Raw genomic sequence first — 13,242 nt, 5'->3', positions numbered from 1 at the left:
CAAACAAAACGCCGCCCGCAAAATAACGGGCGGCGTTTTGCTTGGGGGCATGCCGATGGGCGGGTGCGGGCAGCTCACGGCCCCCCTCCCGCGCCGTGCATCAGAAGGCGGGAACCACCGCGCCCTTGTACTTTTCCTGGATGAAGGTCTTGACCTCCGGCGAGTGCAGCGCGTCGACCAGCTTCTTGATGCCCGGGGCGTCCTTGTTGTCGCTGCGGGTCACCAGCACGTTGGCGTAGGGCGAATCGGCGCCTTCGATGAACAGGGCGTCCTTGGTCGGCACGAGGCCGGCTTCCAGCGCGTAGTTGGTGTTGATCAGCGCCAGATCCACGTCGTCCAGCGCACGCGGCAGCATGGCCGCTTCCAGTTCGCGGAACTTCAGCTTCTTGGGGTTCTCGACAACATCCGCGGCCGTGGCCAGGATGTTGGCCGGGTCCTTGAGCTTGATGACGCCCTGCTTTTGCAGCAGCACCAGTGCGCGGCCGCCATTGGACGGATCATTGGGGATGGCGACCGTGGCGCCGTCCTTCAGGTCCGACAGGCTCTTGATCTTCTTGGAGTAACCGCCGAAGGGCTCGACGTGGACCAGCGCCACCGGCACGAGGGTCGCCTTGCGGTCCTTGTTGAAGCTGTCCAGGTACGGCTTGTGCTGGAAGAAGTTGGCGTCCAGCTGCTTGTCCGCCAGTTGCAGGTTGGGCTGCACGTAGTCGCTGAACACCTTGATGTCGAGCTCCACGCCTTCCTTGGCCAGCTTGGGCTTGACCACTTCAAGGATCTCGGCGTGCGGAACCTGCGTGGCGCCGACGACCACCTTCTCGGCATGGGCCGCATTGGCGGCAACCAGAAGGACCGACGCCGCCAGGGCGGAACGGACGAAGTTCAAACGCATGTCTTGCCTCTTTTATGTATGAAAAACGGGGATAGATGTCCCCGCAGGTTCGGGCGAGCCCCCTTTTGCGGGGCCAGCCGTTGTGAAAACGCCCCCAATTTACCTGAATGCCGGTTATTTGTCGGGCATAAGGACATGGCTTTCCAGCATAAGAAACCTGAGGGGACTACAATCCGTCGTATGCTTGCGCTAGCCGCGTTCCAACCGCGTTCTTGTGCAGGCATTTTTTTAACGCCCGCTAACTTACCTGTTATTTATTTGCCGACTTAGCTGCCATGACCGACACCCCCGACCCTGCTGCCGTTTCGTCTCCCGCCGTCAAAGCCGCCGTGCTGTCCGAGGCTCTGCCGTATATCCGACGATTTCACGGCAAGACCATCGTGGTCAAGTACGGCGGCAACGCCATGACGGAAGAGCGATTGCAGCGCAGCTTCGCGCACGATGTCGTGCTGCTCAAGCTGGTGGGTCTGAACCCGGTGGTGGTCCACGGCGGTGGTCCGCAGATCGATGACGCCCTGCGCCGCATTGGCAAGCAAGGCACCTTCATCCAGGGCATGCGCGTCACCGACGCCGAGACCATGGAAGTCGTGGAATGGGTGCTGGGCGGCCAGGTCCAGCAGGACATCGTCATGATGATCAACGAGGTCGGCGGCAAGGCCGTGGGCCTGACCGGCAAGGACGGCGGCCTGATCCAGGCCCAGAAGAAACTGATGGCCAACAAGGACAACCCGTCCGAGCCCATCGACATCGGCTTCGTGGGCGACATCACCATGGTCGAACCGGCCGTCGTGAAGGCCCTGCAGGACGACCAGTTCATTCCCGTCATCTCGCCCATCGGCTATGGCGAAGACGGCACGGCGTACAACATCAATGCCGACGTGGTCGCCGGCAAGATGGCCGAAGTGCTGGGCGCCGAGAAGCTGCTGATGCTGACCAACACCCCCGGGGTGCTGGATAAGGGCGGCAAGCTGCTGCGCAGCCTGTCCGCCCAGACCATCGACGAGCTCTTTGCCGACGGCACGATCTCCGGCGGCATGCTGCCCAAGATCTCGTCCGCGCTGGACGCAGCCAAGAACGGCGTGAACTCGGTGCACATCGTCGACGGCCGCGTGCCGCACTGCCTGCTTCTTGAAATCCTGACCGACCAGGGCGTCGGCACGATGATCAGCTCGCACTGATGCAGCCCGATTTCGCAGCACTGCGCGCCGTGAGCCTCTCATGATGCAAGCACGTCGCCAGCTGCTGCGGCCCGCGGTCCGCATGCGCCGGTCGCGCGGGATCGCCACGGGCGCGCCCGAGCGCCTGTGGCTCTTCGACCTGGACAACACGCTTCACGACACCTCGCACGCCATCTTCTCCAAGATCGATCACGGCATGACGATGGCGGTGGCCGAGGCGCTCAACGTGGACGTGGATGCCGCCAACCTGGTGCGGTCGCAGTATTGGAAACGCTATGGCGCCACCATGATCGGCATGGTGCGGCACCACGGCGTCAATGCGCATGACTTCCTGCATCGCAGCCATGACTTCGACGTCGCGCCGCTGATGCGGTCGGAAAAGGCGCTCGCCGACAAGCTGCGCCGCCTGCCCGGCCGCAAGGTGCTGCTTACCAACGCGCCGCTGCACTATGCGCGCTCCGTCCTGTCGCACCTGGGCATCCTGCGCCAGTTCGACAGCCTGTGGGCCATCGAGCACATGCGGCTGCATGGCCAATACCGTCCCAAGCCTTCCGCGGCACTGCTGCGCTACGTGCTGGCGCGCGAAGGCGTTCCCGCCCACCGCGCCGTGCTCGTGGAGGACACGCTCGCCAACCTGCGGGGCGCCCGCGTGGCGGGCTTAAAGACGGTCCACGTCTACCACCCCGGCACGCCCTTCGGCCGCGGACGCTCGCACCGTCCGGCCTACGTCGACTTGCGGGTAAACTGCGTCAGTGATTTGCTGTTACGCCGACGCCCCCTGCGGGCCTGACGGCGCGCTCCACTCCCCCTCCACCCGTCATCCTGCGCGAAGCAGTCCCTTCCATGGCGAGCAAACCCGGCGAGCGCAAGACCCAGATTCTGCAGACTCTGGCCGAAATGCTGGAGCAGCCGCACGCGTCCCGCATCACCACGGCCGCGCTGGCCGCGCGCCTTGAGGTTTCCGAAGCCGCCCTCTACCGGCACTTCGCCAGCAAGGCGCAGATGTTCGAGGGGCTGATCGAATTCATCGAAACCAGCATCTTCACGCTGGTGAACCAGATCGCCACCGCCGAGCCCTACGGCGTGCCCCAGGCGCACAAGACCGTCGCCATGCTGCTGACCTTCTCGGAACGCAACAAGGGCATGACGCGAGTGCTGACCGGCGACGCGCTGGTCACCGAAGACAACCGGCTGCAGGAACGCATCAACCACATCAACGATCGCATCGAGGCGTCGCTAAAACAGTCGCTGCGCATCGCGATCACCGATGGCGGCCTGCCGCAGGAAGCCAATGTCGCCGCGCACGCCAGCCTGCTGACGCATCTGGTGCTGGGCCGCTGGCTGCGCTACGCGCAGAGCGGATGGCGCGTCACCCCCACGCTGCATCTGGACGAACAACTGCGCCTGGCCTTGGGCTGAACCGCCTGCATTAGCGTCATTTCACGGAACAATGCGCGCGGCCCTTGCGGGGTAAAACGCATTCATCGTGACCCGATTGGTTCGTGTAAATGCAACACTCACTTGCTTGCCCCACGCAGGGGGCGACGAGCATAATGCCCGGGACAAGTTTTCCACAAGCGCTGTTCTCCGCTTGCTTGATGTTCATCAATACGGGTTTTCCTCAATGCCGTCACGATCATCCTGTAGCGTCGACACACCGATTTGATTGACCCCGTGCTCGCGGGCGGTGTTTCGTCAGTTTGACCTCAACCGGAGAAGGATATGGCCGCGGAAACCGCAGTCCCCGCCTCGCAAGCCCCCAAAAAAGCCAAAATACCCATCGGGCTCATCGCCGGCATCCTCGTGATGATCGGCGTTTTAATGATGCCCCTGCCCGCGGACCTGCCCGTTGCAGGACACCGCATGCTGGCTATCCTGGCGTTTGCCGTGGTCGTCTGGATCACTGAAGCTGTCTCCTACGAAGCCAGCGCCATCATGATCACGACGCTGATGGCCTTCCTGCTGGGCACCGCACCCACCATCAAGGATCCCAACGTGCTGTACGGCACGTCGGCCGCCATCAGCATGGCGCTCACCGGCTTCGCAAATTCGGCGCTGGCGCTGGTCACCGGCGCCTTGTTCATTGCCGCCGCCATGACCTTCACGGGGCTGGACCGCCGCATCGCGCTGGTCACGTTGTCCAAGGTGGGCACCAGCACGCGCCGCATCCTCATCGGATGTATCGCCGTGACAATCGTGCTGAGCCTTGTCGTGCCCAGCGCCACCGCGCGCAGCGCCGCCGTGGTTCCCATCATGATGGGCGTAATCGCGGCCTTCGGCGTGGACAAGCGCTCGAACATCGCCGCCGGCATCATGATCATCGTGGCCCAGGCCACCAGCATCTGGAACGTCGGCATCCAGACCGCCGCAGCGCAGAACCTGCTGACGGTCGGCTTCATGGAAAAGATGCTGGGCGAACGCGTGGCCTGGTCGGACTGGCTGATTGCCGGCGCCCCCTGGTCGCTCATCATGTCCGCCGTGCTGATCGTCATCGTGCTCAAGCTGCTGCCGCCTGAAAGCAACAGCATTGCCGGCGGCAAGGAAGCCGTCGAAAAGTCGCTGCTCGACCTCGGTCCCATGACCGGCGCGCAAAAGCGCCTGATGGCTGTGTCCATCATGTTGCTGCTGTTCTGGTCGACCGAAGGCAAGCTGCACAAGTTCGACACCACCTCGACCACCTACTTCGGCCTCGTGCTGCTGATGTTGCCGCGCTTTGGCGTGATGACATGGAAAGACGTGCAGTCGCGCATCCCATGGGGCACGGTGATCGTGTTCGGTGTCGGCATCAGCTTGGGCACGGCGCTTCTCACGACGCAGGCCGGCCAATGGCTGGGCAACCAGGTGGTGCAACACACCGGCCTGGATCACCTTGGCCCGCTCGCCATCTTCGCCATCCTGGCCGCCTTCCTGATCGTGATCCACCTGGGCTTTGCCAGCGCCACTGCACTGACCTCTGCCATGCTGCCCATCCTGATCTCGGTGCTGGCAACGCTGCCGGGCGACTTCAGCCGCCTGGGCATGACGATGCTGCTGGGCTTCGTGGTCAGCTACGGCTTCATCCTGCCCATCAACGCGCCGCAAAACATGGTGTGCCTGGGTACCGAGACGTTCAACGCCAAGCAGTTCGCCAAGGTCGGGATCATCGTGACCATCGTCGGCTACCTGCTGATGCTGCTGATGGGCATGACGTACTGGCGCTGGCTGGGCTGGCTGTAAGGAATCTTCATGAAGATCACGATTGCCCAAGCCAACGAATACGGCCGCCGGGTGCTGATGGCACAAGGCGTGCCCGAGGACATCGCCCGCGACGTGGCCGAACACCTGGTGGAATCCGACCGCGTCGGCTACACCAGTCACGGCCTGTCCATCCTGACCAACTACCGCCGCGTGTTGTCCGAGGGCCTGGCCCAACCCGACGGCCGGCCAGAACTCCTCAACGACCGTGGCGCCATGCTGGCCTACGACGGCCACCACGGACTCGGTCAGTACGTGGGCAAGGTCGTCATCGAAAAGGCGATCGAGCGCACACAGGAACACGGCCAGTGCATCCTGACCCTGCGCCACAGCCATCACCTTGGCCGCATGGGCCATTTTGGCGAAATGGTGGCGGCCAAGGGCCTGATCCTGCTGGCCTTCACCAACGTGATCAACCGCTCGCCCACCGTCGCCCCGTTCGGCGGCGCGCAGGCGTGCCTGACCACGAACCCGCTGTGCTTTGCCGGCCCCCTGCCTGGCGGACGTCCGCCGTTCATCGTGGACATGGCCACCAGCTCGATCGCGGTGAACAAGGCGCGCGTGCTGGCGGCGAAGGGCGAACAGGCGCCGCCGGGGTCGCTGATCGATGCCGGCGGCAACCCAACGACGGACCCGGGCGCGCTCTTCACCGACCCGCCCGGCGCACTGCTGCCATTCGGCGGCCACAAGGGTTACGCGCTGGGACTGGTGGCCGAACTGCTCGCCGGCGTGCTGTCCGGCGGCGGCACCATCCAACCGGAACATCCGCGCATCGGCGTGGCGACGAACAACATGTTCGCGCTGCTGCTGGATCCGCAGGTGGACTTCAATACGGATTGGCGGTCGATGGAAGTCGGCGCCTTCATCGACTACCTGCATGCGTGCAAGCCGCAACCCGGCGTGGAAGCGGTGCAGTATCCGGGGGAGTACGAGGCTCGCAATCGGGCGGTCAATGCGGATTCGGTGGAGTTTGATAGCCGGATTTGGGACGGGTTGACGAAGTTGGCCGTGGAGCTTGGGGTGCCTGAAGCGTTGCCTTGAGGAAGGTTTTGAAACGGCGGCGTTGAAGCGGTCGGTGTTAGCGGTGGCCGTTTCAATGGCGAAACGTTGAGGCTGGCATTCAGGCGGGTTCTTTTGACGCCCGCCGCAGCGGGGGCTGGGGTGCGCGGGGCTACGATTGCGGTCCGGAGCCTTCGCTCCGGACTGCCCCTTCGTCAACGTCGTACGCCTTCGGCTCCCTTCGGTTTCCCTCGGGCGCATCTACACGCCCCGCGCACCCCAGCCCCCGCTACGACGTGCTCCAGTCGCTTCAGCTTTGCCGGCGGCGGGGCGAGTTGGGTTCTTTAGGTTCTTGCCCACGATGGGGGGAGAGAGAAAGATCTTGCGGTGCCCGCCCCCGGGCGGCCGCGCGGGCGGCCTTCGGGGGCTTACGCGGCGTCTTTCGTCGTGGTGACGACGCTTCGCGTGTGGCTGCGCCTGCTCAAGGTGTCTGAACACGCTCATCGGTCCGCTTGTAGCGATAGCTAATCACTACAGTGGCCAAGATACAAGGTGTCTGACACCCTGGTGAGATTCGCGTCATACCGAACGCATCTCTCTAGGGTGTCAGACACCGGCACAAGACGGAAAGCCGACATTCATTGCGCTGTCCGAACCCAACTGCGAATCACGCCCGGCTCGCCATTAATCGTCACTTGAACCCCAGTGCCCGATGGGCGGCGCGCGTACGGGTCGGCAAGTTGTGGCTGGCGGTCGACGCGCGCCGCCCATCACCGCCCCTCCCCTTGTTCGTGATGCCATCAGCACACAAACCTCCGCCAGCGCGAAGCGCACAACGCCACGACGTCCCACCGGCCCGATGCCGATTGCCGCCGCCCGGGCGGCAGCAATTCGGCAGCCCCGCAGATCCCCTTCCCCGACCACAGGTCTTACAGCGCCACATACCAAAGACCCTCGCAGCACGGCGACGCGGTCACCGTGGGTGCGAGCGCCGTCGATGCGCCCGAGGGAATCTGAAGGGAGCCGAAGGCGGACGAAGATGACGAAGGGGGGGGCCGCCTAGGCAAGTCCGGAGCGAAGGCTCCGGACCGCAATCGTGGGCGATCGTGCCCACGGTGACCGCGGCGTCGGGCGACCTACGAAGAACTCCGTAGCGCAAAGACTATCGCCCTACGAAGAACAACCATCAACATCAAGTCTTCACAGACCGATGCCGACTAATACTCATCATGATCCCGAACGCAATCCCCATCGTGAACAACGCCGTCCCCCCGTAGCTCATGAAGGGCAACGGCACCCCCACCACGGGCAGGATCCCCGTCACCATGCCCACGTTCACGAAGACATAGATGAACAGCATCATCGTCAGCGCGCCGGCCAGCAGGCGGCCGAATTGCGATGAGGCCCGGGAGGCGATCGTCAAACCGCGCGCCATCATCAGGCCGTACAGCACCAGGATCGCGATGCCGCCGTACAGGCCGAATTCCTCGGCGTACACCGCGAAGATGAAGTCGGTCGTGCGTTCGGGGATGAAGTCCAGGTGCGTCTGCGTCCCCTTCATGTAGCCCTTGCCGTAGACGCCGCCTGAGCCCACCGCGATCATCGATTGGATCGTGTGAAAGCCCTTGCCCAGCGGATCGGAGCTGGGATTGAGCAGCGTGCAGACCCGGTGCTTCTGGTAATCGTGTAGCACCACCCAGTCCACGTCCGGCTCGCAGAGCTGGTCTTCGTAGTAGACAAGCGTGCCGATGGCAATGATGCCAGCCAGCATGACCGGCACCAGCAGCTTGAACGAGAGGCCGGCGAAATAGATCACGAAAAAGCCCGCGCCGAACACCAGCAGCGCCGTGCCCAGGTCGGGCTGCAGCACGATCAGGCCGAAAGGCGCGGCCAGCATCGCGGCCGCGGCGAGGAAGTCGCGTACGCGGACTGCGCCTTCGTGACGCTGGAAGTACCAGGCCAGCATCATCGGCACCGCGATCTTCATCATCTCGGACGGCTGGATGCGCGTCACGCCCAGGTTCAGCCAGCGGGTCGCGCCCTTGCTGGTCTCGCCGAAGAATTCGACGCCCAGCAGCAGCACCACCCCCACCACGTAGAACGGCAAGGCCAGCTTCATCAGCAGCTTCGGCGGAATCAGCGCCATCGTCCACATCGCGAAGAAGGCGATGATGAAATTGCGCGACTGTTCCGCAAAACGCCAGTCGGTGCCGCCGACGGCCGAGTGCATCACCGTCAGGCCCAGCGCCGCGAACATCGTCAGGATCGCGAGCAGCGGCCAGTCGAAGGCCGTGAAGACGCGCAGCAGGATCAGGCCAAGACGCTTCATTGTTGGCGCACCAGGTCGGAGGCGATGTCGTCGACGGTCGCCATGGTGTCTGCGCGCTCGGGACGAACGATCTTGTCCTGGCGGTCCTTGGCCAGCCAGTAGTCGAAGACCTTGCGCGCGACGGGGGCCGCCACGCTGGCGCCCCAACCGGCGTTCTCGACGATCAGCGCCACGGCGATGCGCGGGTGCTCAAGCGGCGCGAAGCCCATGAACAGCGCGTGGTCGCGCAGACGCTCGTCGATGGCGCTGGCGCGGTAGTGGCCGCCGCGCAGGCTGAACACCTGCGCGGTGCCGGTCTTGCCGGCGGCCTGGTAGGGCGTGTTGGCGAACGCGCGCCGCGCCGTGCCGGCCCGCACCACGTCGGCCATGGCATTTTTGATGACGTCCACATTGGCCTGCTTGAGCGGAATGCGATAGTCGGGCGGCGACTCGGTCGGCTTGGCCACACCCGAGCGCGGATCGCGCACCGCGTGCACCAGGTGCGGACGGCGGTACAGCCCGTTGTTGGCCAGCGTGGAGGTGCCCTGCGCCAGCTGAAGCAGCGTGAACGCGTTGTAGCCCTGGCCCACCGCGACGGAAATGGTCTCGCCCGCGTACCAGCGCTGGCGTTCCTTGTCCTTGTAGGCCGCGCGCTTCCAGTCGGTGGACGGCAGCACGCCGCGCTTTTCGCCTTCCAGGTCGATGCCCGTGATCTGGCCAAACCCGAACTGCTTGGTGAAATCGTGCAGGGCGTTCACGCCGATTTCGGGGCCAAGCGAATAGAAATAGGTGTCGGAGGACACGACGATGGCCTTGTGCATGTCCGTCATGCCATAGGCTGCGCCGCCGGCGTTGCGGAATTTCTGTCCGCCGAATTCGTAGTAGCCCGGGTCCGAGATACGGTCGGTCGCGCGGCGCTTGCCCAGTTCCAGGGCGGCCAGACCCACGAAGGGCTTGTAGGTGGAGCCGATGGGATAGGTGCCGTACAGGGGACGGTTGATCAGGGGATGGTCCGGCGATTCGTTCAGCATGCGCCAATTGTCGACATCGATGCCGTCCACAAAGAGGTTCGGATCGAATGACGGCTGCGACACGAAAGCCAGCACTTCGCCCGTGTCCGGATCGATGGCGACGAGCGCGCCGCGCTGGCCTTCGAACGCCTCTTCGGCCACCTTCTGCAGTCCCATGTCGATGGACAGCATGATGTCCGAGCCAGGCACCGGATCGATGCGGCGCAGCGTGCGCATGGGCCGACCACCCGCCGTCACCTCGACTTCTTCAAGGCCGGTGCGGCCGTGCAGTTGCTCTTCCCAGGTCTTTTCGATGCCCTTCTTGCCGATGACCTCGGTGCCGCGATAGTTGCCCAGTTGCCCGGCGCGGTCCAGTTCCTCGATGTCGTTGTCGGCGATGCGGCCGATGTAGCCCACCACGTGCGCAGCCGACACGCCCTGCGGGTACTCGCGCACCCAGCGGGCGCGCAGTTCCACGCCCGGAAATTGAAACGCGTGCGCGGCAAACCACGCGGCCTCGGTTTCGTTCAGGTTGTTGCGAAGCTGCAGACTGGCGTAGCGGCTGGACTCGGCGGCGCGGCGCTTGAAGCGGCGCTGGTCGGACGGGCTGATGTAGACGACTTCGGTCAGGCGCTCGAAGAGTTCGTTCATGTTGCCCGCGTGGGCCGGCACGACTTCGAGGGTGTAGGTGCGGTAGTTGCGGGCCAGGACCTCGCCGTTGCGGTCCAGGATCTCGCCGCGGCGCGGGGGAATCGGCACGACCGCGATGCGGTTGCGGTCGGCGCGTTCGGACAGGCCTTCGTAGCGGTCGACCTGCAGGTACCAGAACCGGCCCACCAGCACGCCAAAGCATACCAGCGCGAAGGCGCCGCCCACCCACGCGCGCAGGCGGAAGCGCTGCTTCTGCTGCTGGCCGGTTTTCTTGAATTCAAACATGACGCGACGCCGCCGTCAGGCGGATGAGGATTCGGCGTCGTCGACACCACGTTGCGGCAGGTGCAGCACCCAGCCCGCCAGCGGCCACAGGGCAGCGGTCAACAGCACGCTGATGCCCCAGTCCCAGCCCGGCCATTTGCCGGCCAGCCACGCGTGGATGATCTGGGTGACAAAGCGCGCAATGAAGAACACAGGCAGCATGTGCATGGCCTGGCTCCAGAGGTCGAAGCGCTGCAGCCGGCGGTGCAGGACCACCGCGCCGTAGGCGACGAGCGTGTACGACAGCGCGTGCTCGCCCAAGAGGCCCGCGTCGTGCACGTCCATCAGCAGGCCGAAGAAGAAGGCCGAGAACAGGCCCACGCGGCGCGGCTCGTGCACGCACCAGAAAGCGATGATGAGCAGCAGCACGTCGGGCGCGCCCTGCCACAGGCGCCACGGCAGCAGCGACACCAGCCACGCGAGCAGCACGGTGCCCCAAACGAAGAAGGCATGCGCGGGCCCTGACAGCCTGTCGGGCTGCACGTTGCTGGGCGTGCCAAGGCGGCGCGGAGACTGCCCTGCGGCTTGTTGGTTAGTCCGATCCACCGGAATCGACCTCCTGACGGTTGGACTCGGCGCGATCCACATCCACTTGCAGAACCAGGAAGTGGCGATAGCGTTCGGGGTGGGCCAGGGGTTCACACACGGCGCGCGCGAAACCGGATGCGGTATCGCGTTCGACCGAGGTCACCTTGGCCACGGGCAGGCCGGCGGGAAAGAGGCCGCCGACGCCGCTGGTGACAATAGTATCGCCTTCCTTGATGTCGGCATTGGCCGCCAGGTAGCGCACTTCCATCTTGCCGGGGGAATTGCCGCCAAATGCAATCAGACGCAGTCCGTTGCGCAGCAATTGCACCGGGATGGAGACCTGTTCGTCGGTGACCAGGGCCGCCTCGGCGGTCATCGGCGTCACGCGGACGATCTGGCCGACCACGCCGCCTTCGTCGATGACGGGCATGCCGGGGGCAAGACCGGCCTTGCTGCCCTTGTTGAAGACCAGACGCTGGGTGAACGCGTTGGTGGGTTCGTACATGACTTCGACCACCACCGCGGACTGCGCCACGGTGTCGGTCACACCAAGCAGGCGGCGCAGCTGGGAGTTTTCGGCGGCGAGCTGGGCGGCGTGGGACGCGACCTGGGCAAGCTCGATGCGCTGGCGTTGCAGGGCCTCGTTTTCGCTGCGGATGAGATTGGCCGCGTTGACCCACTCATTGACTTGCTGGACGAGGTCGCGCGGCGCCATGACGGCGCGCTGGAAGGGATAAAGCGCCACGGCGATTGTCCGGCGCGCCGGCTCCAGCATGCGCCATTGTGAATCCATGACGATCAGGGCCAGAGCAAGGACGACCAGAACGACCAGCCGCACCTCTGCCGGTGGGCCGCGCCTGAATAGGGGGGGAGTCCCTTGTCGTTGCATGAATCTCAGCCCGGGCGCCCGCGTCCGAGGCCCCCGCAGCGGCCGGAGCCAGAAAAAAGCGGGGCTCCGGGCTGGCGGGCAATATTAGTCGTTGATGAAGATGGCGCCCAGTTTCTCAAGGTGTTCCAGCGCCTCGCCGCAACCGCGCACGACGCAGGTCAGGGGATCGTCGGCCACCACGACCGGCAGACCGGTTTCTTCTTGCAGCAGGCGGTCCAGGTCGCGCAGCAGCGCGCCGCCACCGGTCAGGGCGATGCCCTTGTCGGTGATGTCGGCGCCCAGCTCGGGCGGCGTCTGTTCAAGGGCGATCTTGACGGCGGACACGATCTGGTTGAGCGGATCGGTCAGCGATTCCAGGATCTCGTTGGACGAAACCGTGAAGCTGCGCGGCACGCCTTCGGCCAGGTTGCGGCCCTTGACTTCGATTTCGCGGACTTCGGAACCCGGGAACGCCGAGCCGATTTCCTTTTTGATCAGTTCGGCCGTGGGTTCGCCGATCAGCATGCCGTAGTTGCGGCGGATGTAGTTGACGATGGCCTCGTCGAACTTGTCGCCGCCGACGCGCACGGAACCCTTGTAGACCATGCCGCCCAGCGAGATGACGGCCACTTCGGTGGTGCCGCCGCCGATGTCGACGACCATCGAGCCGCTGGCGTCGGACACGGCCAGGCCGGCGCCGATGGCAGCGGCCATGGGTTCTTCGATCAGGAATACATGGGAGGCGCCGGCGCCGAGGGCCGATTCGCGGATGGCGCGGCGTTCCACCTGGGTGGAACCGCAGGGAACGCAGACGATGATCCGCGGGCTGGGCGCCAGCATGTTGCGGGGGTGCACCATGCGGATGAACTGCTTGAGCATCTGCTCGGTGACCGTGAAGTCGGCGATCACGCCGTCCTTCATGGGCCGAATGGCCTCGATATTGCCTGGAACGCGGCCGAGCATCTGCTTGGCTTCGTGCCCGACGGCTTGAATGATCTTCTTGCCGTGGGGCCCGCCTTCATGACGGATTGCGACCACGGAAGGCTCATCGAGAACGATGCCCTTGCCGCGGACGTAAATCAGCGTATTGGCGGTACCGAGGTCAATCGCCATATCGCTGGAAAAATAACTGCGCAGGAATCCGAACATGGGAGCTCAGCTAAATTCTGGGGGGAATTGGGGTCAAGCCGCGGGGCGTTTGGCCCGTAAAACGACGGGTCCGCCTGTCATCACGGCGATTAAACCGTGAATCA

The 13,242-nt window shown here is 64.6% G+C and carries 11 protein-coding genes; 5 read left to right on the top strand and 6 right to left on the bottom strand.

Translation table 11 applies throughout. The features are described 5' to 3' along the window. Positions 1 to 100: 100 nt before the first annotated feature. A complete protein-coding gene (locus tag KVT32_RS17385; RefSeq protein ID WP_056319563.1) occupies positions 101 to 889 on the bottom strand; it encodes a MetQ/NlpA family ABC transporter substrate-binding protein in 789 nt (262 codons plus the stop codon). Between the two features lie 275 nt (positions 890 to 1,164). Between KVT32_RS17385 and argB the strand changes: the two genes are divergently transcribed. The 5 genes from argB to KVT32_RS17360 all read left to right on the top strand — a co-directional run bounded on the left by argB (position 1,165) and on the right by KVT32_RS17360 (position 6,342). Continuing rightward, entirely contained in the window at positions 1,165 to 2,067 is a 903-nt protein-coding gene (gene argB / locus KVT32_RS17380; RefSeq protein ID WP_013396740.1) for an acetylglutamate kinase, read from the top strand. Between the two features lie 43 nt (positions 2,068 to 2,110). Then, on the top strand, positions 2,111 to 2,857 hold the full coding sequence (locus tag KVT32_RS17375; protein ID WP_062839048.1) for a pyrimidine 5'-nucleotidase: 747 nt from the start codon (positions 2,111 to 2,113) through the stop codon (positions 2,855 to 2,857). A 53-nt stretch (positions 2,858 to 2,910) separates the two neighbouring features. Next, complete coding sequence (gene slmA / locus KVT32_RS17370; RefSeq protein ID WP_056319559.1) at positions 2,911 to 3,486, top strand: nucleoid occlusion factor SlmA; 576 nt, start codon at positions 2,911 to 2,913, stop codon at positions 3,484 to 3,486. 303 nt (positions 3,487 to 3,789) lie between these two features. Continuing rightward, on the top strand, positions 3,790 to 5,283 hold the full coding sequence (locus KVT32_RS17365) for a DASS family sodium-coupled anion symporter (protein WP_062838929.1): 1,494 nt from the start codon (positions 3,790 to 3,792) through the stop codon (positions 5,281 to 5,283). 9 nt (positions 5,284 to 5,292) lie between these two features. Then, positions 5,293 to 6,342 carry an Ldh family oxidoreductase gene (locus KVT32_RS17360; RefSeq protein WP_217618568.1) on the top strand — a complete coding sequence of 350 codons (1,050 nt, stop codon included), beginning with the start codon at positions 5,293 to 5,295 and terminating at the stop codon, positions 6,340 to 6,342. 1,150 nt (positions 6,343 to 7,492) lie between these two features. On the opposite strand, the gene rodA is transcribed toward KVT32_RS17360, so the two are convergent. The 5 genes from rodA to KVT32_RS17335 all read right to left on the bottom strand — a co-directional run bounded on the left by rodA (position 7,493) and on the right by KVT32_RS17335 (position 13,138). Beyond that, positions 7,493 to 8,629, bottom strand: a complete 1,137-nt coding sequence (rodA, locus tag KVT32_RS17355; RefSeq protein WP_152382896.1) for a rod shape-determining protein RodA — start codon at positions 8,627 to 8,629, stop codon at positions 7,493 to 7,495. Further along, complete coding sequence (gene mrdA / locus KVT32_RS17350) at positions 8,626 to 10,554, bottom strand: penicillin-binding protein 2 (protein WP_056319545.1); 1,929 nt, start codon at positions 10,552 to 10,554, stop codon at positions 8,626 to 8,628. The genes rodA and mrdA overlap by 4 nt, the downstream gene beginning before the upstream one ends. 15 nt (positions 10,555 to 10,569) lie before the next feature. After that, positions 10,570 to 11,076, bottom strand: coding sequence for a rod shape-determining protein MreD (gene mreD, locus KVT32_RS17345; RefSeq protein ID WP_371825598.1), 507 nt, complete (start codon positions 11,074 to 11,076; stop codon positions 10,570 to 10,572). 49 nt (positions 11,077 to 11,125) lie between these two features. After that, a complete protein-coding gene (gene mreC, locus KVT32_RS17340) occupies positions 11,126 to 12,010 on the bottom strand; it encodes a rod shape-determining protein MreC (RefSeq protein WP_056319540.1) in 885 nt (294 codons plus the stop codon). An 84-nt stretch (positions 12,011 to 12,094) separates the two neighbouring features. Continuing rightward, complete coding sequence (locus tag KVT32_RS17335) at positions 12,095 to 13,138, bottom strand: rod shape-determining protein (protein ID WP_006216320.1); 1,044 nt, start codon at positions 13,136 to 13,138, stop codon at positions 12,095 to 12,097. Positions 13,139 to 13,242 lie beyond the last annotated feature (104 nt).

It is taken from the genome of Achromobacter sp. GbtcB20 (assembly GCF_019091095.1).
GTDB classification, from domain to species: domain Bacteria; phylum Pseudomonadota; class Gammaproteobacteria; order Burkholderiales; family Burkholderiaceae_B; genus Achromobacter; species Achromobacter mucicolens.
Note: the sequence above shows the minus strand (reverse complement) of the source record. Positions and strands in the feature narration are given on the sequence as shown.